Origin of the sequence: Pseudomonas chlororaphis subsp. chlororaphis (assembly GCF_003945765.1) — a bacterium.
GTDB classification, from domain to species: domain Bacteria; phylum Pseudomonadota; class Gammaproteobacteria; order Pseudomonadales; family Pseudomonadaceae; genus Aquipseudomonas; species Aquipseudomonas chlororaphis.
Map to the genome: position 1 here is coordinate 1375046 of NZ_CP027712.1, position 25244 is coordinate 1400289.

General features: G+C 60.5%; 25 protein-coding genes and 2 tRNA genes. 15 read left to right on the top strand and 12 right to left on the bottom strand.

The features are described 5' to 3' along the window. Window positions 1-196: 196 nt before the first annotated feature. The 9 genes from C4K27_RS06140 to recX all read left to right on the top strand — a co-directional run bounded on the left by C4K27_RS06140 (window position 197) and on the right by recX (window position 7585). The gene (locus C4K27_RS06140; protein WP_053259830.1) at window positions 197-1747 is read left to right on the top strand and encodes a hypothetical protein; all 1551 of its coding nucleotides are present in this window, start codon (window positions 197-199) and stop codon (window positions 1745-1747) included. Between the two features lies 1 nt (window position 1748). Continuing rightward, complete coding sequence (locus C4K27_RS06145) at window positions 1749-2219, top strand: tail fiber assembly protein (RefSeq protein ID WP_274326939.1); 471 nt, start codon at window positions 1749-1751, stop codon at window positions 2217-2219. A gap of 394 nt (window positions 2220-2613) precedes the next feature. Beyond that, complete coding sequence (locus C4K27_RS06150; RefSeq protein WP_081002219.1) at window positions 2614-3678, top strand: phage tail protein; 1065 nt, start codon at window positions 2614-2616, stop codon at window positions 3676-3678. 6 nt (window positions 3679-3684) lie between these two features. Beyond that, entirely contained in the window at window positions 3685-4287 is a 603-nt protein-coding gene (locus C4K27_RS06155; protein ID WP_053259831.1) for a tail fiber assembly protein, read from the top strand. 21 nt (window positions 4288-4308) lie between these two features. Then, window positions 4309-4872 carry a glycoside hydrolase family 19 protein gene (locus tag C4K27_RS06160; protein ID WP_053259832.1) on the top strand — a complete coding sequence of 188 codons (564 nt, stop codon included), beginning with the start codon at window positions 4309-4311 and terminating at the stop codon, window positions 4870-4872. Then, entirely contained in the window at window positions 4854-5390 is a 537-nt protein-coding gene (locus C4K27_RS06165; protein ID WP_053259833.1) for a lysis system spanin subunit, read from the top strand. The genes C4K27_RS06160 and C4K27_RS06165 overlap by 19 nt, the downstream gene beginning before the upstream one ends. A gap of 82 nt (window positions 5391-5472) precedes the next feature. Further along, complete coding sequence (locus C4K27_RS06170) at window positions 5473-5973, top strand: CinA family protein (RefSeq protein WP_053259834.1); 501 nt, start codon at window positions 5473-5475, stop codon at window positions 5971-5973. Window positions 5974-6056: 83 nt separating this feature from the next. Then, a complete protein-coding gene (gene recA, locus C4K27_RS06175) occupies window positions 6057-7109 on the top strand; it encodes a recombinase RecA (protein WP_007923942.1) in 1053 nt (350 codons plus the stop codon). An 8-nt stretch (window positions 7110-7117) separates the two neighbouring features. Then, window positions 7118-7585 (top strand): recombination regulator RecX, encoded by a 468-nt coding sequence (recX, locus tag C4K27_RS06180; protein ID WP_007923941.1) that lies wholly within the window; start codon window positions 7118-7120, stop codon window positions 7583-7585. A 45-nt stretch (window positions 7586-7630) separates the two neighbouring features. Here recX and C4K27_RS06185 read toward each other — a convergent pair whose 3' ends face one another. After that, window positions 7631-8746 carry an LOG family protein gene (locus C4K27_RS06185; RefSeq protein WP_007923940.1) on the bottom strand — a complete coding sequence of 372 codons (1116 nt, stop codon included), beginning with the start codon at window positions 8744-8746 and terminating at the stop codon, window positions 7631-7633. A gap of 482 nt (window positions 8747-9228) precedes the next feature. On the opposite strand from C4K27_RS06185, the gene C4K27_RS06190 reads away from it, so the two are divergent. Further along, window positions 9229-9423: a hypothetical protein gene (locus tag C4K27_RS06190; RefSeq protein ID WP_007923939.1), complete on the top strand. Its 195-nt coding sequence runs from the start codon at window positions 9229-9231 to the stop codon at window positions 9421-9423. 1 nt (window position 9424) lies between these two features. On the opposite strand, the gene C4K27_RS06195 is transcribed toward C4K27_RS06190, so the two are convergent. After that, on the bottom strand, window positions 9425-9847 hold the full coding sequence (locus C4K27_RS06195; protein ID WP_009042441.1) for a PA3611 family quorum-sensing-regulated virulence factor: 423 nt from the start codon (window positions 9845-9847) through the stop codon (window positions 9425-9427). 189 nt (window positions 9848-10036) lie between these two features. Between C4K27_RS06195 and C4K27_RS06200 the strand changes: the two genes are divergently transcribed. The 3 genes from C4K27_RS06200 (at window position 10037) to C4K27_RS06210 (ending at window position 12169) form a co-directional block, all read left to right on the top strand. Next, window positions 10037-10747, top strand: a complete 711-nt coding sequence (locus C4K27_RS06200) for a tRNA-uridine aminocarboxypropyltransferase (RefSeq protein WP_009042442.1) — start codon at window positions 10037-10039, stop codon at window positions 10745-10747. 333 nt (window positions 10748-11080) lie between these two features. Then, complete coding sequence (gene erdR, locus C4K27_RS06205) at window positions 11081-11731, top strand: response regulator transcription factor ErdR (protein ID WP_007923933.1); 651 nt, start codon at window positions 11081-11083, stop codon at window positions 11729-11731. A gap of 75 nt (window positions 11732-11806) precedes the next feature. After that, window positions 11807-12169, top strand: a complete 363-nt coding sequence (locus C4K27_RS06210) for a diacylglycerol kinase (RefSeq protein WP_053259835.1) — start codon at window positions 11807-11809, stop codon at window positions 12167-12169. Here C4K27_RS06210 and C4K27_RS06215 read toward each other — a convergent pair. Then, window positions 12166-13092 (bottom strand): LysR family transcriptional regulator, encoded by a 927-nt coding sequence (locus tag C4K27_RS06215; RefSeq protein ID WP_007923931.1) that lies wholly within the window; start codon window positions 13090-13092, stop codon window positions 12166-12168. The two genes, C4K27_RS06210 and C4K27_RS06215, sit on opposite strands and share 4 nt — an antisense overlap. A gap of 135 nt (window positions 13093-13227) precedes the next feature. Between C4K27_RS06215 and fpr the strand changes: the two genes are divergently transcribed. Beyond that, complete coding sequence (gene fpr / locus C4K27_RS06220) at window positions 13228-14007, top strand: ferredoxin-NADP reductase (RefSeq protein WP_007923929.1); 780 nt, start codon at window positions 13228-13230, stop codon at window positions 14005-14007. 72 nt (window positions 14008-14079) lie between these two features. On the opposite strand, the gene tsaA is transcribed toward fpr, so the two are convergent. From tsaA to rimO, 5 genes are all read right to left on the bottom strand, one after another. Then, window positions 14080-14775 (bottom strand): tRNA (N6-threonylcarbamoyladenosine(37)-N6)-methyltransferase TrmO, encoded by a 696-nt coding sequence (tsaA, locus tag C4K27_RS06225; RefSeq protein ID WP_053259836.1) that lies wholly within the window; start codon window positions 14773-14775, stop codon window positions 14080-14082. A 62-nt stretch (window positions 14776-14837) separates the two neighbouring features. Beyond that, window positions 14838-15299: a YehS family protein gene (locus C4K27_RS06230; protein WP_007923927.1), complete on the bottom strand. Its 462-nt coding sequence runs from the start codon at window positions 15297-15299 to the stop codon at window positions 14838-14840. A 66-nt stretch (window positions 15300-15365) separates the two neighbouring features. Further along, complete coding sequence (locus C4K27_RS06235; protein WP_053259837.1) at window positions 15366-16076, bottom strand: rRNA pseudouridine synthase; 711 nt, start codon at window positions 16074-16076, stop codon at window positions 15366-15368. Between the two features lie 82 nt (window positions 16077-16158). Further along, window positions 16159-16632 carry a GNAT family N-acetyltransferase gene (locus C4K27_RS06240; RefSeq protein ID WP_007923925.1) on the bottom strand — a complete coding sequence of 158 codons (474 nt, stop codon included), beginning with the start codon at window positions 16630-16632 and terminating at the stop codon, window positions 16159-16161. Between the two features lie 106 nt (window positions 16633-16738). Further along, complete coding sequence (gene rimO, locus C4K27_RS06245) at window positions 16739-18076, bottom strand: 30S ribosomal protein S12 methylthiotransferase RimO (protein ID WP_007923924.1); 1338 nt, start codon at window positions 18074-18076, stop codon at window positions 16739-16741. 331 nt (window positions 18077-18407) lie between these two features. Here rimO and C4K27_RS06255 point away from each other — a divergent pair, with 331 nt between their 5' ends. After that, window positions 18408-20309, top strand: coding sequence for a potassium transporter Kup (locus C4K27_RS06255; protein WP_053259838.1), 1902 nt, complete (start codon window positions 18408-18410; stop codon window positions 20307-20309). Between the two features lie 202 nt (window positions 20310-20511). On the opposite strand, the gene C4K27_RS06260 is transcribed toward C4K27_RS06255, so the two are convergent. From C4K27_RS06260 to C4K27_RS06280, 4 genes are all read right to left on the bottom strand, one after another. Continuing rightward, on the bottom strand, window positions 20512-21807 hold the full coding sequence (locus C4K27_RS06260; protein ID WP_053259839.1) for a virulence factor family protein: 1296 nt from the start codon (window positions 21805-21807) through the stop codon (window positions 20512-20514). Beyond that, window positions 21807-24455: a bifunctional lysylphosphatidylglycerol flippase/synthetase MprF gene (gene mprF, locus C4K27_RS06265; protein ID WP_053259840.1), complete on the bottom strand. Its 2649-nt coding sequence runs from the start codon at window positions 24453-24455 to the stop codon at window positions 21807-21809. The genes C4K27_RS06260 and mprF overlap by 1 nt, the downstream gene beginning before the upstream one ends. A 279-nt stretch (window positions 24456-24734) precedes the next feature. After that, a tRNA-Met gene (locus C4K27_RS06275) sits at window positions 24735-24811 on the bottom strand. A gap of 187 nt (window positions 24812-24998) precedes the next feature. Continuing rightward, window positions 24999-25075, bottom strand: a tRNA-Met gene (locus C4K27_RS06280). Window positions 25076-25244: the final 169 nt, after the last annotated feature.

The window sequence follows — 25244 nt, forward strand, 5'->3', positions numbered from 1 at the left end:
AAATAGCCCGCAGCCGAGCACTTCTGTTATCGGGCTCCATGCGCCTCGCGTGGGACGCTCAATCTTTTCGGTATCTGGAAGGCGCAATTCCCTTGACCCCTCAACGCCGGCGGACGCTGCCACTGGGGCGACGTTTCGGCTCCAGTGCTCCGGCCCATGGGCTGGCGAACATCAATCATGACTAGAGAATAGAGCAATGGATTATCCAAAGAGCACGCCCGGTGTCGGGCTGCTGAATGGGAAGTTTGTCGACGAAAACCCGGTGGCAGGTACCCCGGGATCATTGATTCCCGCTACCTGGGGCAATGCGGTTACCCAGGAAATCCTGAACGTCATCAAATCGGCCGGCCTGGTCCCCGACGAGGCATCGACCACTCAGTTGCTGCAGGCGATCCAGAGTTTCGCTGCCCGGGATTTCAAGGACTCCGTACGTGTTGCCACCACCGGCTCCGTTGCCTTGAGCGGTCTGCAAGCCATCGATGGCGTGCAGCTCACGGTCGCCGATCGTGTACTGGTCAAGGACCAGCCTAATGCGGCGCAGAACGGGCTTTATATCGTTTCGGCCGATTCCTGGTCACGAGCACCGGATGCGGCGCTGGATTATCAGGTGACGTCCAACTTTATTGTCGGGACGGATGAAGGACAGGTTAACAAGTCGCGTATCTGGCAAATGACCACCACGGGGCCGATTACCGTCGGGGCCACGCCTCAGGTTTTCGAACTGATGGCCGGGGCTACCGGTGTAGCTGCCGGGGAGTATCGGAAAGTAGTGGTCAATGCGCGTGGTCAGGTCACTTCGGGATCGAACCCGACGACCCTGGATGGTTATGCGATTACAGATGCTTACAGCAAAACGGCGGCGAACAATACCTTCGTCAAGCAGGGCGGGGTCGGTACCCAATTAACCAACTCGGTCTATATCGGCTGGGATGGGCAGAACGTTCTTATCCAGGTCGATGCCACCAACTTCGGCAGCCTGTGGTGTTCGCGAAACTTCGACCCTGCGAAAAAGGCCGATGTTTCCGAGGTGTACAACAAGACGGCGACCAATGGGTTGCTGGATGCCAAGATCAGTTCCGATGCCTGCTCTATTGCCGGTTTTGCCAGCGGCAATTCGGCATCGCCGTATATGCGCAATAAAAACAACAACGAGTATGTGGGGCTGGCCAGGGCTGCGACTACTTTGGGTGGTTATGGCATTACCGACGCATATACCGCGACTCAGGTTAATTCCTTTTTAGGGGAGCGTGTCCTGAGGGATGGGATTACCTATGCCGGTTTTGCAAGTAATGATCCGAACACTCCCTACTTCAGAAGGGCTTCCGATAATGGTGTTTATGCTCTTCAACTTAAGCTCGGCTACACCCCTGTACGCCAGGGCGGGGGGAATGGTCAGACTTCTAATGTGGTAATGCTGGGCTGGTCCGACGGCTCGGGTCTCAAGGCGCAAGTCGATGCTACCGATCTTGGGGCTATCTGGACCGACCATATTGGTAACTGGAAGGCGGTAGCTGCGCAGGCCACGGCCGGTACGGGCGCGGTTGGCTCCTATGCGCTCCTGCTTCTTGGCGGCGGTGGCGGCACCGGGCCTAGCTCTCTCGTGGCGGGTGTGAATTGCAGGTACGCCGCTTCGGATGGCAATGACTGGGGCGGTGCGCCTGCTGGCACCTGGCGAATTATGGGGGGCGTCAGAAATACGGACGGCGCCAGTTCCGACTCTACAACTCTGTGCTTGAGGGTTTCTTGACATGATGAAAGTACTAAGTGCTCGCACACCTTGCTGGAATGACCAGGCTCATACAACGCTCAACTTGCATGTGATATTCGAAGACACCAAGGACACACTTGGCGAAATCATATTCACCGCCTCTCCTGAAGATCCGGAACCTCATGGCCGGGAGTTGTTTGAACGTGCAGTCGCTTTGGAATTTGGTGATATCGCCGAGCCGGGGGTGGAAATGATAAAGAGCAATGTTCTGTTGCAACGCGCCGAGCTGACCGCAGTTGCCAACTCCGTAATAGAGAAATTGCAGGCTGACCTGAATATCCTGCAGGACTCCGTGGAGCTTGAAATTGCCACGGATAAGGAAAGCGCGGCCTTGGCCACCAAGAAAGTCTCCCTGAGTGCCTGGAAAAAGTACCGGGTGCTGCTGTCGCGAGTACAGGAGCAAGAAGGGTTTCCAACGGCTGTGGAGTGGCCCGAGGCTCCCGGTGAGTGAGGTCAGCTTGCAGACGTTTGCGTTCGAGGACTTTCATCCATGCTGATTACTGAACCCGCTTTGCGAACGCCATATCGATGAACAGCTGATTAATCGAAATACAACGCTTTCCGAGGCTCAGCTTTATGAGTTTCTGAATTGTATTCAGTCTTTACGTGACTGGCCTCACTCCCCATTTTTCAAAATCCAGAAAGTCGTCCAGCGCCACCGGAGTGATTACCGGAATATTAGTGTTTTTATTAGGAATGATTGCTGGCCTTTCTACCCAGATGTACTGGTTGAATCGTTTTTATCCGATGGCATTGTTGGGTGAAGGATGTTTTATAGGTACTAGCCCTAACGGAGGGGAGTTGTCTGGGTAATATCAGTCATATTCGAGGCAGAAGGTTAAATAATGGATTATCCGAGTAGTGTTCCAAGTGTTGGCTTGGTAGATGGCCGATTTATCGATGAAAATGTCATTTCTGGTGTTCCAGGATCACTGATTCCTGCAGCATGGGGCAATGGTGTAACTCAAGAGATACTGGCGGTAGTAAAAAGCGCAGGAATAGCACCGGATGAGAACGACAACGCTCAGTTGCTGAAGGCATTGCAGGTTATTGTTGGTAAAGCAAGCCCGATGCTTTCAGTCGTGAAAAATATTGCAGTTTCCAGATTGCTGGAGTCTGACGAACTGGGTTTGTTACTCATCAATGGTGCGGCAGATACAGTGTCGATAACACTTCCTCCCAGCAACGAAGGTTTAGGTGTGCGTGACGTTATTGTGCGTCGCGTGGATAACAGCGGTAACCGCCTGGTAGTGCAATGTTCGGGGACTGACAACATCAAGTTCCACACCCATTTGCGTCCTGCTGGTTATCCCTTCCTGGTGCTTATGGGGGCAGGGGATTGGTGGCACCTACGCAGTGATGGTGCTGGAAGTTGGTGGCCGGTAGGTCGGTTCGATAGCACGCCTCTGGGGCGCCCGGTCTTTGAAACGACGACTGCTTTCAGCCCCGGTGGTTATGGCGCCTTGAACGGGGCGATTCTCAGTCGGGCCGAATGGCCCTGGCTGTGGGATCACGCCAAGGTGTCGGGAATGATGTGGACCGAGGCGACGCGAGTCGGTGCAGAAGGTGGCTGGAGCAGCGGTGATGGAACACTGACATTTCGGGGGCCCGAAGGGCGGGGTGAGTTCCTGCGGGTTCTGGACGAAGGGCGCGGAATCGATCCGGGTCGTAATCCTGGCGTTGTCCAGCGAGACCAGAATCGGGCGCACATCCATACGCCGACGGCCGTGGCAGTGGGGGAGGGAGCTGCGAATGGAGCGGTCTTCCAGACTTCGGTCTGGTCTCTGAGATACACGCTGCCCTACCAGTTGGTGGGGACCACACCTGTGGGGACCGGTTTATCCAACGAAGGAGGCGCAGAGGCGCGTCCCCATAACGTTGCCTATCCTGGCCGGTTGAAACTGATCTGAGACGAAATGATGAACTACCTGATTGATGCATCGGGGGCTCTGATCGGCCCTGTTGAGTTTCCCCTTATTCCTGGCTTGGGCATTCAGTTGCCAAATAATGCTGTAACTCTGGACCAGCAGCTCGATGAGCCAATGTCTGGTCATGTATGGGCCCTTATCGGAGGCTGGCCTCAACAAGTTCTTGATTTGCGTGGTGTGGTCTACAGCACCGATACAGGTGAATCCGTGGAGTGGTCCGAGGTGGGTGACCTGCCAGAAGGATTTACGAAAACGGCGCCTCCGGGACCGTACTTTAGTTGGAGCGAGGGTTCCTGGCAGCTTGATGTAAAAGCACAACAGGCAGCGGCAACACTCGTCGCTCAAAGTGAGCGGGACAAACAATTGGCTGAGGCGACGTTGCGCATGGCGCCACTTCAATACGCCCTTGAACTGGGAGAAGCCTCATCCGAGGAACAATCTGCCTTACTGGAGTGGAAGCGCTATTGCGTTGCCTTGAACCGTATCGAGCAGCAGCCGGGTTATCCGCTTGAAATTGAGTGGCCAGTGCTAACTCTGGATGCCCCCCGTGGCCGGTTGAATGCCTTGCGATCTTTCTTCCGTGCCAAATGAACCCAAGTCAGGGAGACACTAATGTCTGTGACCGAGGGACAACTCCTCAAAATCATGCCCAACGCCCGCTCCCAAGCGGGCGTTTTTGTTTCTGCGCTTAACACCGCCATGCTGAACCGCCATATCAACACGCCCAAACGCATGGCCGCCTTCCTCGCGCAGGTCGGTCATGAGTCGGGGCAGTTGCGTTATGTGCGGGAGCTGGGCAATGACCAGTACCTGAGCAAATACGACACCGGCAGCCTGGCGGCCCGTCTGGGCAATACCCCGGAGGCCGATGGCGACGGCCAGAAATACCGTGGCCGGGGTCTGATCCAGGTCACCGGTCGCGACAACTACCGGCAATGCAGCCTCGGATTGTTCGGTGACGAGCGTTTACTGGCGTTGCCCGAATTGTTGGAACAGCCGCAGTGGGCCGCCGAGTCGGCCGCCTGGTTCTGGCAGCAGAACGGCCTTAACGAACTGGCCGACCGCGACCAGTTCAACAGCATCACCCGTCGTATCAACGGCGGCCTGAACGGGCTGGAGGATCGCCTGCAACTCTGGGCGCGGGCGCGGGAGGTGTTATGCCAGCCTTCGGCCTGATGCCTCTGTCTTCCCGGGCAATGGCTGTCGTCGTGTTGCTGGCCGTGGTGGCCGGCGTCGCGGGGACGCTGGCCTGGCAGGTCCAGGAGTGGCGTTTTGGCCGGCAACTGGCGGAGCAGGCCAGGCTGCACGGCGAAGCGCTGAATCAGTTGAACCTGGCGGCTGCTGCCCGGCAGCGGGACGAGCAGGATAAACGCCTGGCCTTGGAGCAACAGCTGCAAGCCAGCGACCAAACCCATTACCGAGCCTTGAGCGATGCACAACGTGATCAAGGTCGCCTGCGCGACCGTCTTGCCACTGCTGATCTGCGCCTGTCAGTCCTCCTCGCCGCCGATGACAGCGCCGCCGGCTGCACAGTGCCTGCCACCCCCACCGCCGGCGGCCTGGTTCATGGAGCCTCGCGAGCCCGACTTGACCCGGCGCATGCTCAACGAATTATCGGCATCACCGATGCCGGCGACCGGGGACTGATCGCCCTGCAGGCGTGCCAGGCCTACGTCAGGGCGTTGAACCGCTAAACATTTTGATCCGTTCCGTGCCTTGCAAGCGCGTATCGCTCGTGTACGGTAAGACCTCCGTCAACCCGATCAGGAGAGGACCGTGAACGAAATCACCCAGCTTGCCGCTGAACTTGGCAGGCGCCTGCAGATTCTGAACACCCACGTCACCACGGCCGAATCCTGTACCGGTGGCGGGATTGCCGAGGCCATCACCCGCATTCCCGGGAGTTCGGCCTGGTTCGAAGCGGGTTATGTGACCTACTCCAATCGGCAGAAGACCCAACAGCTGGCGGTGCCGGAAGCACTGTTCGCTTCCGTCGGCGCGGTCAGCCGCGAGGTGGTCGAGGCGATGGTGCGGGGCGCGCAGGGCAAAAGCAGGGCGCGTTTTGCCGTGGCGGTCAGCGGCGTGGCCGGCCCGGATGGCGGTTCGCCGCAGAAGCCGGTGGGCACCGTATGGCTGGCCTGGGGCGTGGGAGAGTCGGTAACGGCCGAGTGCCGACACTTTGCCGGGAATCGGGACGATGTCCGCCGACAAACGGTGAAGGCCGCGCTAGAGGGCTTGCTGCAACATGCCGCGGCAGAAATCTCAAAACAGGGGTAGGCGATCCACGAACGCTGTGGAATAATACTGGCTACTTATACAGGTGTTGGCCGTCAGGCCTTATTGATTACGTGAGGACTTTAATGGACGACAACAAGAAGAAAGCCTTGGCTGCGGCCCTGGGTCAGATCGAACGTCAATTCGGCAAGGGTGCCGTAATGCGTATGGGCGATCACGACCGCCAGGCGATCCCGGCCATTTCCACTGGCTCTCTGGGTCTGGACATCGCACTCGGCATCGGCGGCCTGCCAAAGGGCCGTATTGTCGAAATCTACGGTCCGGAATCGTCCGGTAAAACCACCCTGACCTTGTCCGTGATTGCCCAGGCACAGAAGATGGGCGCCACTTGCGCCTTCGTCGACGCCGAGCACGCACTGGACCCGGAATACGCCGGCAAGCTGGGGGTCAACGTTGACGACCTGCTGGTTTCCCAGCCGGACACCGGTGAACAGGCACTGGAAATCACCGACATGTTGGTGCGCTCCAATGCCATCGACGTGATCGTGATCGACTCCGTGGCAGCACTGGTGCCCAAGGCCGAGATCGAAGGCGAGATGGGCGACATGCACGTGGGCCTGCAGGCCCGCCTGATGTCCCAGGCGCTGCGCAAGATCACCGGCAACATCAAGAACGCCAACTGCCTGGTGATCTTCATCAACCAGATCCGTATGAAAATCGGCGTGATGTTCGGCAGCCCGGAAACCACCACCGGTGGTAACGCGCTGAAGTTCTACGCTTCGGTTCGCCTGGATATCCGTCGTACTGGCGCGGTGAAGGAAGGTGACGAAGTCGTCGGTAGCGAAACCCGGGTCAAGATCGTCAAGAACAAGGTGGCTCCACCGTTCCGCCAGGCTGAATTCCAGATCCTGTACGGCAAGGGTATCTACCTGAACGGCGAGATCATCGATCTGGGCGTGCTGCACGGTTTCCTCGAGAAGTCTGGTGCCTGGTACAGCTACCAGGGCAACAAGATCGGTCAGGGCAAGGCCAACTCGGCCAAGTTCCTGCAGGACAACCCGGAAATCGGTAATGCCCTCGAGAAGCAGATTCGCGACAAGCTGCTGGCTCCGACCGCTGATGTCAAAGCTTCGCCGGTCAACGAGACCATCGATGACATGGCCGACGCGGATATCTGATCGATCCGATGACCGCCGTACTCGATACCCTCGTCGCGGTGCGGCGAACCGCAATGGACCTGCTCGCTCGACGCGAGCACGGTCGAGTCGAGCTGACGCGTAAACTGCGTCAGCGCGGCGCTTCTCCCGAGATGATCGAAACAGCCCTTGACCGTTTGACGGAAGAGGGACTGCTATCCGAATCCCGCTACCTCGAAAGTTTCGTTTCCTATCGTGCCCGTTCCGGCTACGGCCCCATGCGTATTCGCGAAGAACTCAGCCAGCGCGGTTTGCAGCGTGCCGATATCGAACTCGCCTTGCGTGAGAGCGGCATCGACTGGCAAGCACAACTGGAGGATGTCTGGCGGCGCAAGTTTGCCGGGCATTTCCCGATAGATGCCAAGGAGCGTGCCAAACAAGGCCGCTTTCTGGGGTATCGGGGATATTCTATGGACATGATCGGCCGCTTGTTGAGCGGCCGAAGGGTGGACGATTGACCTGTAGGGCCCGCGAGTCGAATGCGCGGGCCGCTGCTTCTCCGCTCAAGTGACCTTGATCGGCTCTCTGTTGCGTTGTGGCGTCCTGGCCTGATTCATCGCCCAGTTTTCCGGCAGGTTAATGAAGTCGATCAGTTCGCGCAGGCGACCATTGTCGCGGGCGTTGAAGGTGAACGACAGGCGTGCCAGATGGCTGAACTCCGGTTCGTTGTGCTCTTCCACGTTGTAAGCATGTTGATGGAAGCGATCGCTCAGGCACAGGTCGGCGAAAGCCGTCTGCATCTGCTCGAGCGCCGGTTCGCTGAGCTTGTGATTCATGCGAATGACAAACTGATGTTTCAGCCAGCGACTGGAGTGGAAGTTGCTGTAGAACTGGTTGATTTCCTCCACCGCCTCCTCGGTGTTGTGCGCCAGGCGCATCAGCTTCATGTCGGTTGGCAGGATGTAGCGGTTGTTCTCGAGCTGGTTGTGGATAAAGTCCAGCGCTCCTTGCCAGAAGGTCCCTCCCGGGACATCCAGCAGCACCACCGGTACCAGCGGGCTCTTGCCGGTCTGGATCAGGGTCAGTACTTCCAGCGCTTCATCGAGCGTGCCAAAGCCACCCGGGCATAACACCAGGGCATCGGCTTCCTTGACGAAGAACAGCTTGCGGGTAAAGAAGAAGTGGAAGGACAGCAAGTTCTCGGTGCCGTCCACCGTTGGGTTGGCATGCTGCTCGAAGGGCAGGGTGATATTGAACCCCAGGCTGTGATCGCGACCGGCACCTTCGTGGGCCGCGGCCATGATGCCGCCGCCGGCACCGGTGATGACCATCAGGTCGGAGCGGGCCAGGGCCGCGCCGAGTTCTCGCGCCAGGCCATACAGCGGGTGTTCGATCGGCGTGCGCGCGGAGCCGAATACCGTCACCTTGCGTCGCCCCTTGAACTGTTCCAGCACGCGAAAAGCATGTTCCAGTTCGCGCAGGGCCTGCAGGGTGATTTTCGCGTTCCAGCGGTTGAGATCGTCCTGGGCCATGCGCAGGACGGTGAGAATCATGTCGCGATAAAGAGGAATGTTGGGGCTGTTGGGAGCGATCAGGTTGAGTTGTTCTTCGACCTTGCTGAGGTCGATACCGTTGCTCTGAAAATGACGACTGAGGAGGTCATTCGGTTCGTAAGGCATTCAACTTCTCCTTCTGCACAGAACCTTTGACACGAACGAAGTATTCGTTGGTATCACGACACTGCATGTGTCGCTGTCAGCCCGGCTTTGGCGGCTGATTCGCCAGGGTGGAAAAACCCTGACGTGGCCAGCGGGCCATCCATACAGGTTCTGCTATTCCTTGATTTAGAAAGCATGTGCACTGCAAGACGCGCTTGGGCGGCCTCCGGATCCACCCAGGAAAATTCAGCATGAACACTTTGAAATCTAGACCTTCATGATGATTCGCGCTGACTTGATCATGGGCCTTGAAAGTCGGGGCTGGCAATCACTTATTAGCGGTGGCGTGCAGCGTTTTCACCGCCTGTCTGAGCGCATGCCGACCGGTGGAGGCTCTGATTTACTAAGTTACAACGCTAGCAAGACAGCTTGGCGTCAAAGGGCAGGATGCACAGGGCGGGGTTGTCGCGCAGGTAATGGCGAGTGGGGCACGGAGGCTGGTCATGCACAAAGTCGTACTGGAAATAGATGCGCAGCTGTATCAACTGCTGAAGTCAGCGGCAGACGCCAATCATCTGACTCTTGAAGAGGAATGCCGACGCCGGCTTGAAGGTGGGGAGCGCCGTTCGAGCTATTTGCAGGCCCTGTTGGCGGAGCTGCGGGCCGATGATCAACAGCGGCACGCAGCGGGGCACTGAATTACTTTTTCTTCTTCGTCGGGGCCGGGCAGTCCGACTCCTGGAAGCGCGCCGAGGCGACCGGGCGGTTGGTGCGGTTCTCGGTGAATTCGTAGCGCATGATCGCGCCCTTGGCCATCAGCTTGCGGTAGTTCGGGTCACGGCAAACGCTGGCACCCAGTTGCAGGTAGACCGCCTTGGGGTTGGCGCGCATTTTTTCCGCGTGTTCGGCCTGGACGCTGAGGTGGTTGATCAGCTCCTTGCCTTCGACGGTATAACCCTGGTCGAGGATGTTCTCGTTGACTTCCCGAGGCGTGCCGACGTTACTTTCCTCGGCGGTTTTCTGCAGGGTCTTGTTCAGTTCGAAGTCTTGCAGCGATGCAGCCTGGGCACTGAACGGCAAGGCCAGCAGAAGGGCGGCGGTGGGAACGATAAAGCGCAACATGAAACTCTCCTGGTTCAGTGACTGATGCTTCGACCAGTCACGCGACTGTGCGTTCAGTGGCGGCGAATTATAGGGGAGCGAGGGTAGGCGGTACAGGTTTGAGCAGAGAGCTCTGATAAACTTGTGCGAATTTTCAGTTTTCCGAGTTCTTTTCGTGTCGATTCCTTCTTTCTGCCAGGGCGGCTTCTAATGAGTCATGCCGTATCCCGCCTGCGTGCCCAACGTCTTGCGCGTGCCGTCAGACCTTTTACCGCCCGGGGTTCCCGGGCGGAGCGCTGTGCGGGCTGTCGGGTGATTCCCAGCCACTGCATGTGCGCCTGGCGCCCCAAGGTTTCCGCGCAGTCGGCGATGTGCCTGATCATGCATGACGTTGAACCCATGAAGCCGAGCAATACCGGCTGGCTGATCGCTGATGTCATAGAAGACACCATGGCGTTCCCCTGGTCGCGAACAGAAGTCGACCCACAATTGCTGGCCTTGCTGGCCGATCCCCAGTGGCAGCCTTATGTGGTGTTCCCTGGAGAGTTCGTCGCGCCACAGCGGGTGGTGAACGAAGTCCGCCTGGAGGCGGGCAAGCGCCCGCTGTTTATCCTGCTGGATGCGACCTGGAGCGAAGCGCGCAAGATGTTTCGCAAAAGCCCTTATCTTGAACACTTGCCGGTATTGAGCCTGGAGCCCGAGCAGTTGTCGCGCTACAAGCTGCGGCGCTCCAAGCGCGATGACCATTTCTGTACCGCGGAGGTTGCGGCGCTGTGCCTGGAGTTGGCCGCGGACCGGCAGGCCGGCGAAGTGCTGGATGCTTATCTGGATGTGTTTAGCACCCATTATCTGTCGGCCAAGTTCCAGCTTGAGATCGACCCTGACGACGAGACGCACACGCGCCTCAAGCCTTTTCTGTAATACCTGAGGCAAGGGACTGGAGTTTTTTCGGCCGGAGCGGTGCCACCAGCATCCCGCTCAGCATCGAGGCGCAGCCGTGCGGGCATGGCTTTGTATGATGGCACTGTTATTAGTTAGCAAGCTAAGATGCCGCACAGCCCGAAGCTTGACCACCCCGGCTTCGCTGGGCATGCTTGGCGCCGATTAGGGCGCGACCGATCTTTGAAACGCCGCATTTCCGGGCTCTTGGCGTTGATCGTGCTCTTTGGGTGCAGCATTCTGGCTGACACCTGTGTTGCCTTGGCGAGGACCGAATGTATCGGTGCTCCCATAAAAAACAGGATCATTTGAAAAATGGCCACATACGAAATCCTGATTGCCGATGACCACCCCCTCTTTCGTAGCGCACTGCATCAAGCGGTGACCCTGGGCCTCGGCCCGGATGTCCGTCTGGTGGAAGTGGCGAGCATTGCCGAACTGGAAGCCCGCCTGACCGAAAAGGCCGATTGGGACCTGGTGTTGCTGGACCTGAACATGCCTGGCGCTTACGGCTTTTCCGGCCTGGTGCTGTTGCGCGGTCAGTACCCGCAGATTCCGGTGGTGATGGTGTCGGCACAGGAAGAAGCATCGGTGATGGTGCGTTCACGCGAATTTGGCGCCAGCGGTTTTATTCCCAAGTCCAGTTCTCTCGAAGTCATTCAACAGGCCGTACGCAGCGTGCTTGACGGCGATGTCTGGTGGCCGCCACAGGCCTTCGAAGAGGTCAGCGTCTCCGCCGAGGCCAAGGCGGCCAGCGAAGGCCTGGCGAGCCTGACGCCACAACAGTTCCGTGTGCTGACCATGGTCTGCGAGGGTTTGCTGAATAAGCAGATTGCTTATGAACTGAGCGTTTCGGAAGCCACCATCAAGGCCCATGTGACGGCAATCTTCCGTAAGCTGGGGGTGCGGACCCGCACTCAGGCGGCGCTGCTCCTGCAACAACTTGAGTCAATTTCCAGCCAGTAACTGGCTCTTTCTTCACGCTTTTTTGACTTTTGTTGAACTAGCTTTCCCATTCCTTATTGTTCTAGTTGCCTATTTATGTCGCCTTTCAAAGGTCAAACCGGTCTTAAACGCATCCTCAATGCCTCGGGATACTCCTTCGATGGCCTGCGGGCCGCCTTCACCGGCGAAGCTGCGTTTCGTCAGCTGGTGCTGCTCAACGCGATTCTGATCCCGGTGTCTTTCCTGCTGAATGTCAGCCGGGTCGAGCGGGCGTTGCTGATTGCTGTCTGCCTGCTGGCGCTGATTGTCGAACTGCTCAATTCGGCGGTCGAGGCGGCGATCGACCGCATCTCCCTGGATCGCCATCCACTGTCGAAAAATGCCAAGGACATGGGCAGCGCCGCGCAACTCGTGGCCTTGAGCATGATTAGCGTGGTCTGGGCGGTGATCCTTATCTAAGGAATGCTCGGCAGCACGATCTCGTCGCTGCGCTGCACCCCGGCGGTAAAGGCGCGGCAGAGTTCGAGGAACTCGCGCATCGCCGAGGTCTGATATTTCTGTTTGTGCCAGATGAAATAGAACTGCCGGGCCAGGTCCAGGTCCGGCGTCTCTACCGGCACCAGGCTGCCACGCCGGAAAGCGTCGCGCAGCGCCAGCCTGGAAATGCAGCCAATCCCCAACCCCGACTCCACCGCGCGCTTGATCGCTTCGGTGTGTTCCAGTTCGAGCCGGATATTCAGCGCGCTGCGGTGATGACGCATGGCCTGGTCGAAGGTCAGGCGCGTGCCCGAGCCCTGTTCCCGCAGAATCCAGGCTTCGTGGGTCAGCTCCTCCATGCTCGCATGGCCGCGTTTGGCCAAGGGGTGCTGCGGGGCGCAGAACACCACCAGCTCATCCTCGACCCAGGTTTGTACTTCGATATCCGGGTGGCTGCAGTCGCCTTCAATTAGACCCAGGTCAATTTCGTAGTGGGCGACCTGTTGCACGATATGCGCAGTGTTCTGCACATGCAGTTTGACCTGGCTCTCCGGGTGGACCTGCATGAAGCTGCCGATCAACAGGGTCGCCAGGTAGTTGCCGATGGTCAGGGTCGCGCCCACCGACAACGAGCCGAAGCCGGATTTGCCGTTGAGCAGGTCTTCGATTTCCTTAGCCTGGTCCAGCAACGCCACCGCCTGCGGCAGCAGCTGTTTGCCCAGGGCGTTGAGGCTCAGGCGCTTGCCGGCGCGATCGAACAACTGGCAACTGGATTGCCGTTCCAGTTCGGTGATCGAAGTGCTTGCCGCGGATTGGGAAAGGGCCAGCAGGCCGGCAGCACGAGAAACGCTCTCTTGCTGGGCGACGGCGACGAATACTTGCAGTTGACGGAGAGTAAATCGCATATCGATATAACCGATAACCCTTATCTTAATAATCCAGTTAACAGATATTGTCGCCGCCATTAGAATGCTGTGCAATTGCGCTCGGCTCGCTTGTCGCAGAGCAGGCGCCGACAACTTTCCAGGAGTCCCCCGTACATGAGCAACATGAACCACGAGCGTGTCCTCAGTGTTCATCACTGGAACGACACTCTGTTCAGCTTCAAGTGCACCCGCGATCCGGGCCTGCGCTTCGAGAACGGTCAGTTCGTGATGATCGGCCTGCAACAGCCCAATGGCCGCCCGCTTATGCGCGCTTACTCGATTGCCAGCCCGAACTGGGAAGAGCATCTCGAGTTCTTCAGCATCAAGGTTCCCGATGGCCCGCTGACTTCCCAGCTGCAGCATTTGAAGGAAGGCGACGAGATCATCATCAGCAAGAAGCCTACCGGTACCCTGGTACTGGACGACCTGAAGCCTGGCAAGCACCTGTACCTGCTCAGCACCGGCACCGGCCTGGCGCCGTTCATGAGCGTCATCCAGGATCCGGAAACCTACGAGCGTTTCGAGAAAGTGATCCTGTGCCACGGCGTGCGTTACGTCAACGAAGTCGCCTACCGCGAGTTCATCACCGAGCACCTGCCGCAGAACGAGTTCTTCGGCGAAGCGCTGCGTGAAAAACTGATCTACTACCCGACCGTGACCCGTGAGCCGTTCGAGAACGAAGGCCGCCTGACCGACCTGATGCGCAGCGGCAAGCTGTTCAGCGACATCGGCCTGCCGCCGATCAACCCGCAGGACGACCGCGCCATGCTGTGCGGCAGCCCGAGCATGCTCGACGAGACCAGCGAAGTGCTCAACAGCTTCGGCCTGACCGTTTCGCCACGCATGCGCGAGCCGGGTGACTACCTGATCGAGCGCGCTTTCGTCGAGAAGTAAGCGACTCGCAGCACAGAAAAAGCCCGCGTTGCCTGAGAAGGCAACGCGGGCTTTTTCGTTTCCGGCTTCCGGTCAGCGCGCGGGGACCACTTCCAGGACCTGGATCAGGCCCGGCTGGGGGTAGTGCCAGCGCACGTCCAGATCCCAGAACTGCGCGCCGTATTCGCGTTCCGGGGTGGGCGTCTGGTAGGCCGGGCGTGGGTCCTGGGCCAAACATTGCTCGATCAGCTCCACCAGCGGCTCCTGCAGGCGTTGAGCGTGCGTATGAGCCTGTTGCAGGGCGTTGTCGCTCCACTGCACCGGGATCAGCTGCGGCGCCGCGCTGGCGATGCTGTTGCTCGCGCTGTCGATGATGTCGGCGTAAGGCACGTAGGGCTTGATATCGAGAATCGGCGTGCCGTCCAGCAGGTCGATGCCGGAGATCCACAGGCGGTTGGCCTCGACCTTGTCCAGCTTGACCACCGACTGGCCAATGCCGTTGGGCCGGTGAGTGGCGCGGGTGGCGAAGACCCCCATGGACTTGTTGCCACCCAGGCGCGGCGGGCGGACCTTGAGCCGCGGTTTGTCTTCCAGCGCCTGGTGAAACAGGAACAGCAGCCAGACGTGGCTGACCTGTTCCAGGCCCTGCACTGCGTCGCCCTGGTCGAAGGGCGCCACCAGCTCCAGCACGCCACGGGCCGCCGGGGCCAGTTGCGGCTGGCGCGGGATGGCGAACTTTTCCTTGAAGCAGGAGCGCACGAAGCCGATGGGGGAAACGCTGTAGGTCATTTTGCAAGCCTCAAGTTGCAAGCTTCGAGCTACAAGCTTTGAACTTGCAGCTTGTAGCTGTCTTAAGCCCTGACGCGCAGGGTCAGGCCCTTGAGGAAGTTGCGCAGCAACTGGTCGCCGCACGGGCGGTAGTTGGTGTGGCCGAACTTGCGGAACAGCGCGCTCAGCTCTGGCTTGGACACCGGGAAGTCGGCGGCCTTGAGGATGGCGTGCATGTCGTCTTCCTTCAGCTCGAAGGCGACCCGCAGCTTCTTCAGGATGATGTTGTTGGTCACTGGCAGTTCGATCGGCAGCGGCGGACGGCTTTCGTCCTTGCCTCGCTTGAAGATCACCAGGCCGTCGAGAAAGTGCGCCATGACCTCGTCCGGGCAATGCACGAAACCTTCTTCCTCGTCCTTTTTCAGGTAGCCGACTATGTCGTCCAGGCTCACGTCAAAGCCGGTGAGCTTGATGATCTCGACGACCTTCTTGTCGCTGATGTCGAGCATGTAGCGCACGCTGCGCAGTACATCGTTATGAATCATGTCTACAGTCCTGGTCTGTTCACGTTGAGCGCCGCATGCACACGCGGCGTCTGAATGGGTGTCGGCCTAGAATTTCTCTTTGGCGGACAGGTAGCGCCATTGCCCGACCGGCACCTTGCCGATGGAAACCCCACCGATACGGATGCGGCGAATGGCGACCACCTTCAGGCCTACCGCTTCGCAGAGCTGGGCGATCACGCCCGGTTGCGGGTTCTTCATGGCAAAGCGCAGGCGGTTTTCGTTCTGCCAGCTGGCCTTGACCGGCGGCAGTTCGCGGCCCTTGTAAGTCAGGCCATGGTTCAGGCGGTTGAGGCCGTGGGCGACCATCTCGCCTTCCACCTCGACCACGTATTCCTGCTCGATCTTGGCCGCATCGGCGGTCAGCTTGCGCAGGATCTTCCAGTCCTGGGTGAACACCAGCAGGCCGCTGGCATTGGCTTGCAGGTCGGCGCTGGCGGTCAGGCGCAGGAAGTGGCCCTTGAGCGGCCGTTTGCCGAAGCGGTGCTCCTCGGACAGGCTGGTGGCGCTCAGCGACTGCATGGCGCTGTCGACGTCCTGGCCGGCCGGCACGTTCAGCAGCAGGGTCACCGGCTCCGGCGCGGTGGCCTTGGCCTGTGGGTCGAGTTCGACTTTCTGGGTGTCGACCTTGAACTGCGGCTCGTCGATGACCTCGCCATCCACGGTGACCCAGCCGCCCTCGATGAACAGCTCAGCCTCCCGGCGGGAGCAGCCGACGAGTTCGATGAGGCGTTTGGAGAGACGAATCGGGTCAGTCATGACAGGGGCCGTAACAAAAGGGGGCAGGCATTGTACCTGCCCGGCGCCGGTTAATCGCGGGTCCATTTGCCCGCTGTGGCTTTTAGCCGCGCAGTGCCTGCTGCTGGGGCTGTTTCAAACGCATGTGCAGCAGCGGATAGGGCTGGCCCATGCCGTCGTGCTCGGAGCGGCCGATGACCTCGAAGCCCTGCTTGAAGTAGAAGCCCAGGGCTTGCGGGTTCTGCTCGTTGACGTCGAGTTCGTCGGCGTTCAGGTGTTCGATGGCGTACCTGAGCAATTGCTTGCCCAGGCCCTGGCCGCGATGGGCGGGATCGATGAAAAGCATCTCGATCTTGCCGGCGGCGACCCCGGCGAAGCCGGTGATGTGCTGGCGCTGGTCCCGGGTGCAGATCAGCATCACCGCATCCAGATAACGGTTCAGCACCAGGTTTCTCAGCAGTTCGATGTAGCTGTCCGGCAGGAAGTCGTGGGTGGCGCGCACCGAGTCTTCCCAGACCCGGGCCAGTTCCGGGTAGTCGCTGTGTTTCGGGGTGTGGATGACCGAATGATGGCGCATGCCGCCTGCTCCTTTGTGGTGACGCATCCGTGGTCCTGAGCAAACGATAGACGTAAAAAAGCCCCGCATCTCGCGAAGAGAGCGGGGCTTTGCGGTTTTTTACGCCTTACAGGACTTCGGCCCACAGGTCGTATTCGTCGGCGTCGGTGACCCGGCACCAGACCTTGTCGCCTGGCTTGAGGTCGCCGGCACCGTCGATGAACACGTTGCCGTCGATTTCCGGGGCGTCGAAGAAGCAGCGGCCCACGGCGCCCTGTTCGTCGACTTCATCGATCAGCACTTCGATTTCCTTGCCGATGCGCTGTTGCAGGCGCGCCGAGCTGATTGCCTGCTGGTGCGCCATGAAGCGCTCCCAACGGTCCTGCTTGACCTCGTCCGGGACCACTTCCAGGTCCAGGTCGTTGGCCGGCGCGCCTTCCACCGGCGAGTACTGGAAGCAGCCGACGCGGTCGAGCTGGGCTTCGGTCAGCCAGTCGAGCAGGTACTGGAAGTCTTCTTCGGTTTCGCCGGGGAAGCCGACGATGAAGGTCGAGCGGATGATCAGCTCGGGGCAGATCTGGCGCCAGTTCTTGATCCGGGCCAGGGTCTTGTCTTCGAAGGCCGGGCGTTTCATCGCCTTGAGCACTTTCGGGCTGGCGTGCTGGAACGGGATGTCCAGGTACGGCAGGATCTTGCCGGCGGCCATTAGCGGGATCAGCTCGTCCACGTGCGGGTACGGGTAGACGTAGTGCAGGCGGACCCAGACGCCCAGGGTGCTGAGGGCTTCGCAGAGCTCGGTCATGCGGGTTTTCACCGGCGCGCCGTTCCAGAAGCCGGTGCGGTACTTGACGTCGACGCCATAGGCGCTGGTGTCCTGGGAGATCACCAGCAGTTCCTTGACCCCGGACTTGACCAGGCGCTGGGCTTCGTCCAGCACATCGCCCACCGGGCGGCTGACCAGCTTGCCGCGCATCGACGGGATGATGCAGAAGCTGCAGCTGTGGTTGCAGCCTTCGGAAATCTTCAGGTACGCGTAATGGCGCGGAGTCAGCTTGATGCCTTGTGGCGGCACCAGGTCGATCAGCGGGTTGTGGTCCTGTTTCGGCGGCACCACTTCGTGCACCGCGCTGACCACTTGTTCGTACTGCTGCGGGCCGGTCACGGCCAGCACGCTTGGATGCACATCGCGGATATTGCCTTCTTCCACGCCCATGCAGCCGGTGACGATGACCTTGCCGTTTTCCTTGATGGCTTCGCCGATCACTTCCAGGGACTCGGCCTTGGCCGAGTCGATGAAACCGCAGGTGTTGACCACCACGACGTCGGCGTCCTGGTAGGTGGACACCACGTCATAACCTTCCATACGCAGTTGCGTGAGGATGCGCTCGGAATCGACCAGCGCTTTCGGGCAACCCAGGGAAACGAAGCCGACCTTGGGGTTGGCTGGCGCGGTAGGGGTGGACATGTCTAACCTCGGTATAGGTGTCGGGCCGCTCGGCGATCTGGATAAAACCGCTGGCGACGAACGGGCGCTAGGGGCGCCTCTGATCAAAAAGTGCGCAATTCTAGCGATGGCCGACGCACTTGACCAGCTTTATGCAGGGAAATACGACGAGTGCTGCGCTATGCTTCGCGCCGTTGCGCCCAGGTGAATTCTTATAGTCAACAGAACGTCTGTAACTGTAAGTAAAAGGGCGCATGCTGCATTGGCATTCACGAGAGTCTTGCAAACTTGGCGTTGTCTTGAATGTCATGCCTTTTATAAGAAGCCCCGATCTGGGTAGTAGGAGTGGTGGATGGGTCAGGCAAGTAGTCAGGCGGTAGGCGGCGAGCATTCCAGGGCCAGGCCTCTGGGGATGCTGGTGGCGGCGGTCGGGGTGGTTTATGGCGACATTGGGACCAGCCCGCTTTATACCTTGAAGGAGGTATTCGCGGGGCATTACGGGGTTCCGGTCAACCACGACGGTGTATTCGGCATTCTTGCATTGATCTTCTGGTCGCTGGTCTGGGTGGTCTCGATCAAATACGTGTTGTTCATCCTGCGGGCCGACAACCAGGGCGAGGGCGGGATCATGGCCTTGACCGCCCTGGCCCGACGGGCGTCGACGCCCTATCCGAGGCTGCGGGTGGTCCTGGTCATCCTGGGCCTGATCGGTGCGGCCTTGTTCTACGGCGACAGCATGATCACCCCGGCGATTTCCGTATTGTCGGCGGTGGAGGGGCTGGAGATTGCCTTCGACGGGCTCGAACACTGGGTCGTCCCGATGGCGTTGATCGTGCTGGTGGCGCTGTTTCTGATCCAGAAACACGGTACCGATCGCATTGGCAAGCTGTTCGGGCCGGTGATGGTCCTGTGGTTCGTGACCCTGGGCGGGCTGGGGATCTACGGCATCGCCCAGCATCCGGAAGTGCTGCAGGCGCTGAACCCGGTCTGGGGCGTGCGGTTCTTCATCGTGCATCCGGGCATGGGCGTGGCCATTCTCGGCGCGGTAGTGCTGGCATTGACCGGTGCCGAAGCGCTGTACGCCGACATGGGCCACTTCGGGCGCAAGCCGATCGCTCGCGCCTGGTTCGCCCTGGTGCTGCCGGCGCTGGTGCTCAACTATTTCGGCCAGGGCGCCTTGCTCCTGGAGAACCCGGAAGCGGCGCGTAACCCGTTCTATCTGCTGGCGCCGAGCTGGGCCCTGATCCCGCTGGTGGTCCTGGCGACCCTGGCTACCGTGATCGCCTCCCAGGCGGTGATCTCCGGCGCGTTCTCCCTGACCCGCCAGGCGATCCAGCTGGGTTATATCCCGCGCATGTACATCCAGCACACCTCCAGCGCGGAGCAGGGGCAGATCTACATCGGCGCGGTGAACTGGGCGCTGATGGTCGGGGTGATCCTCCTGGTACTGGGCTTCGAGTCTTCCGGCGCACTGGCTTCGGCCTACGGCGTGGCGGTGACCGGGACCATGCTGATCACCAGCATCCTGGTGTCGGCGGTGATGCTGTTGCTGTGGAAGTGGTCGCCGGTGCTGACGGTGCCGATCCTGCTGGGTTTCCTGCTGGTGGACGGGCTGTTCTTCGCCGCCAACGTACCGAAGATCTTCCAGGGCGGTGCTTTCCCGGTATTGGCGGGGATTGTGCTGTTCGCCCTGATGACCACCTGGAAACGCGGCAAGGAACTGTTGATGGACCGCCTCGGCGAGGGCGCGTTGCCGCTGCCAATCTTTATCAACAGCATCCGTGTGCAGCCGCCGCATCGGGTCCAGGGCACCGCGGTGTTCCTCACTGCGCGCTCCGACGCCGTGCCCCATGCGCTGTTGCACAACCTGCTGCATAACCAGGTGCTGCACGAGCAAGTGGTGCTGCTGACCGTGGTCTATGAAGATATCCCGCGGGTGCCGACGCAACGGCGCTTCGAGGTGGATTCCTATGGCGAAGGCTTCTTCCGGGTGATCCTGCACTTCGGTTTCACCGACGAGCCGGACGTGCCTGAAGCGCTGAAACTGTGCCATTTGGACGAGCTGGACTTCAGCCCGATGCGCACCACCTACTTCCTCAGCCGCGAGACGGTCATCACCTCCAAGATCGTCGGCATGGCGCGCTGGCGCGAGACGCTGTTCGCCTTCATGCTCAAGAACGCCAACGGCAACCTGCGCTTCTTCAAGCTGCCGGTGAACCGCGTGATCGAGTTGGGTACGCAGATCGAGATGTAAGCTGGCGCGACAGCAGAAGCCCTCGTCACCTTAGCGGTGACGGGGGCTTTTTTGTTGGAGGAGGGCGCTTGCTCGCGATGGCGCTCTACCTGACAGCCCGCGCTGATCGCGAGCTAGCTCCGCTCCCGCAGAGGAGGATTTCACGGATGAAAAAGCCCCTGGTGCCGGTTGGCAGCGGGGGCTTTTGTCTGGGCCATTCAGATCACTCGTCGGCGACCTTGTCCTTGCCCTGGCGTTTCTCGATGACGTTGACCAGGCGCTGGGCCAGGGCCGGGTAGTTTTCGTCGAAGTGATGGCCGCCCGGCAGTTTCATGGCTTCGCCGACGGCGGTCTTGTCGGTGCAACCGCTTTCGTCGACTTCTTCCTCGCCGTAGATGCATACCACCTTGGCCGCTGGCAGCTTGGCCATTTCCGGGCCGGTGGCGGCTTCCTTGCCGGCGTTGCCCAGCCAGCCTTCGACTTCGATCTCGAAGCTGCCGGTGCGGGCGAAGGCCAGCAGGATAATGGCGTCGACTCGCTGCTGCTCGGCTTCCGGCAGGCGGTTGTAGATGGCTGGCAACACGTCGGCGCCGAACGAATAGCCGGTCAGCACGAAGCGCTTGGTGCCCCATTTCTGCCGGTAGTGCTGCATCAGTTCGGTCAGGTCGGTGGCGCTCTGCTCCGGGGTCTTGTGCTGCCAGTAGTAGCGCAGGGTGTCGATGCCGACCACCGGGTAGCCGATCTTGGCCATCTCGCCGGCCACGTCACGGTCCAGGTCGCGCCAGCCGCCGTCGCCGGAGAGGAACAGGGTCACGGTGTCCTTGGCCTGGCCGGCCGGCACTTCGACCACCGGGATATTCAGGCCGCCGTTGTCCGAACCTACCAGCAGCTTGCGCAGCTCGTTGTTCAGCACCTGAGGCAGGTGAATGTCGTAGTCGCTGATGCTGGTGCTGGCATTGGGGGTGTCACGCACGAAGCCGGCGCTTTCGTCATCCGGGTTGTCGTTCCAGGCCACCAGCCAGTGGCCGTGGGCCAGGGTCTTGGGCAATGGATCGGTGCAACCCGGTGCCGGGTTGATGGTAAAGCCCACCGATACGGCCTGGGCCTTGTCGTCGTTCTGGGTGGCGATCCAGCGCCAGGCCAGGGCGGCACCAGGGCCGATGCCGCTGACCAGGGTCGCCGGGCCCGCGAGTTGGCCAAGGGCGGTCTGCAGGGCTTGTTCCTGCAGCTTGCAGTCGTCCTTGGGCAGGATCACCTGGACGATCTGCGCCGCGCCGCCGCGGCTCAGGGCCAGGAGTTGGGTATCGCTCAGGGCTTCGTCGGCGAGGACGGCCACGGCGACCCGGGCCTTGGCCTGGGCGGCCGGGGTGACACGGGTCAGGGTCGAGCCATCGGTCTGGGCCAGGTGTTCCAGGGTCGGTTGTGGTGCCGGACGATTCCAGTACCAGTAGCCGCCTCCTGCTATCAGGGCAAGCACCACCAGAGTGGCTAATACATACCGCCAGGAGCGTTGAATCATCAGCGTTTCACCAATCCAGTCAGGCCGCCCGCAATCAGGGCGGCGGTATCGGCCAGTGCCACCAGCGGATCCAGTCCGGCGGGCACGGCCATGTAACGAGGTTCCCAGTCAGGCTGGAATTTATCTTTGAAACGGCGCAACCCTTGGAAGTTGTACAGCTGCTCACCCCGACGGAAAACCATCGATCCAAGGCGCTGGGTCAGTGGCGCGCCACGCCGGGGTTGCAGACCCGACAACGGCACCATGCCCAGACTGAAGCGGGCATACCCATGGTTTTTATAATGCTGGATCAGGCCGACCATCATAAATTCCATGGTCAGCTTGGGAGCCTCCGGGTGGGCGCGCATCAGGTCGAGGCTGGCCAGGTCATGGCTGTAGGTCTCGAGCAGGTTGGCGAAGGCCACCGGACGTCCTTCAAAACGGATGATCGCGATACGGAAATGCTTGAGGTAGTCCTCGCTGAAACGCCCGAGGGAGAAGCCTTTCTCGCGGACATTCTTGCCGGTCAGCCAGGCATCGGAAATGGCTTTCAGCTCGTCCATCGGCGCCTGCCCGGCCTCATGGATTTCCAGCGACAGACCGTCGCGGGTACCGCGGTTCCAGGTGTAGCGCAGGTCCTTCATCTCCTTGCCCTTGGCTTCGAGGTCAAAGCGGTTCAGGTCGACCCGGGCTTCTTCGCCAAGCTTGATCGCGGTCAGGCCGATGTCCATGTAGTACGGCAGGTTTTCCGCGCGCACCTGGTAGAACACCGGACGCGCATGGTGGACGTCGCACAGGTCGCGGAACTGCCAGATCATCTCGGCCCGTTGCTGGGTCGGCCCGATCGGGTCGTACAGCGCCACCAGGCTGCGGCCGCGCCGGGCATACATGAGGAAGGCGTCATCGTTGGGATGGAACAGCAGGGCCTTGTCGCCGGTCAGGGACAGGCCGCCGTCGGGCTGGGAAGAGGCCATGAGGATCTTCGCCGCGCGGCCCAGCTCCTCGCCATTGGGCAGGTGAATCACCGGGCGCGCGGTGCGCAGCAGCCAGGTCAGGGACACCACCACCAGCAGCACCGCGGCCCCCAGCAGCGAGCGCAGGCCCCGTGGGGCATCGGCGTCGAGGGTGAACTGCCACCACAACTGATGGCTGTAGGGCACGTCCTGATAGGCGAACAGCAGCAGCCAGATCGATGCGCCCAGCACACAGACGCTGGCCACCAGGTACAGCGGCGAGAACGGCAGTTCGGTGAGGCGGCTCGGCCGGTAGAAGGAGCGCCGGAAGACCGCCAGCAGGCTAGCGGTCAGGGTCATCAGGCTGGCTTCTTCCCAGTCGAAACCCTTGAGCAGCGAGAGCACCGCACCGACCAGCAGCAGGATGGTGGTCAGTATCCAGGCCGCGGACAGGCGCCGGCGCAGGCCCTGGGCCAGCAGCAGGCAAAGCACCCCGACCAGGCTGGCGCCGAAGTGCGAGGCATCCACCAGGCGGTGCGGGATCAGAAAACCGATGTGTTGCAGGCGGGTGTCGATTTCCGGGGTCACGCCGGAAAACAGCAGCACCACGCCGGACAGGAACACCAGCACCGCGAGGATCGGTGCGGCCAGGCCCGAGGCCACCCGCAGCGATTGACGGGTCTGGAACAGGCGCTGGGCCTCATTGATCAGCAGCAGGACGCAGGCCACCAGCATCGGCAGGATCACGTAGATCAGCCGGTACAGCAGCAGGGCGGCGGCCAGTGGCGCCGCACCGAGCTTGTCGGCGAAGGCGGCCAGCAGAATCGCTTCGAACACCCCGACGCCGCCGGGTACATGGCTGAGCACGCCGGCCGCCAGGGCCAGCAGGTAGACCAGCAGGAAGGCGCCGAAGGGCGGTGCCTCGGGCAGCAGCAGATAGAGCACTGTGGCTGCGGCGGCGACGTCGAGGGCGGTGATCAGCAGTTGCAGGAGCGTCAGGCGGCGTCCAGGCAGGCGCAGGGTACGGCGCCCGGCCTTGACCAACAGGTTGTCCGGCAGTGGCTGTTCAGGCAGGCGGCGCCGGTAGATACCGATGACCAGGATCGCGCAGAGCAGCAGTACGGCGCCGGCAATGCTGGCCAGCAGGCCTTCGGAGAGGCGCAGGGCGGCGGAGGTGGCGGGCAGGTTGCTCAGGGTCGCCAGGGCAGCGAGCGGTGGCAGGGCGCAACCCAGGGACAGGCTGGCAAAAAGCGTCATATGGGCGACGTCGCCGGCACCTACGCCATGCCGGGCATAGAGGCGGTAACGCACCGAACCACCGGAGAGCAGCGACAGACCGATGGCGTTGCCGATGGCAAAGGCGGTGAAGCCCCCTAGGGCCAGGGTGCGCGGCGGCAGGTTCACCCCGGCGTAGCGGCTGGCGGACCATTCGTAGCCGAGCAGGATGACGAAACCGACCACGGTCGCGGCCAGGGCGCCGAGCAGGGCCGGCTTGGGCACGTCGAGGATCGAATCATGCAGGGCATACAGATCCAGCTCGCTGAGCAGGTGACGACAGGCAATCAGGGCGATGCCGAACAGCAGCAGGGTCACGACCATGCCGATGGGCTGGCGGTATTTGCTCAATAGCTCCAGCCAGCGCAAGCGGGTGGCCGCAACCGGTTGGTTCGCTGTAACGGTATCGGTGTCTTGTGAGTCAGACGAGTTGGCGCGCATCAATCACCTCGTGGATTGTGCGCGACAGGATGGGGGTATCCAGCCAAGTTACCAATCCCTGCAGAAAAAATAGTTTCAAATATTAACGCGTCTCACCATGGCCCTGCGAGCCCGGACAGCCAGCGTTTTCAAGCGGCTGCCTGGCAATGAGCATAGCGGGTTGGAAAGAGTGGGGGAGGTGACTGACGGTTCACGGGAGGTTGCCAGGTCATTGTTGCGAAAAGATTTTTTCGACAGATACAAAAAAGGCCACTCTTTCGAGTGGCCTTTCTTGTTGTTTGGTTGCGGGAGCCGGATTTGAACCGACGACCTTCGGGTTATGAGCCCGACGAGCTACCAGGCTGCTCCATCCCGCGTCTGTGTGGCGGCATTCTACAGACGAACGCCGGAGTGTCAACCGTTAATGATCCATTGAGTCAAATAAGTGTTGAATGACTCGCAAGGCGGGTTAAGTCCCGGTACTGCAAAGGGTTTTGTTTTGCGTGACAACAAAACGGGCGCGCACAAAAAAGGCCACTCTTTCGAGTAGCCTTTTTTGATGTTTGGTTGCGGGAGCCGGATTTGAACCGACGACCTTCGGGTTATGAGCCCGACGAGCTACCAGACTGCTCCATCCCGCGTCTGTGTGGCGGCATTCTACAGAGGATCGCCGGCCTGTCAACCGATTGGCCGAAAAAACTGTTCTCGTTCAATTGCTTAGCTTGAAAATGCAGCCCCTGGATCGGCCCTGAGGGCATGCTGCACAAGGCTTTCAGCTCTATTGAGGGGCTTTGACCGATTGAGAAAATA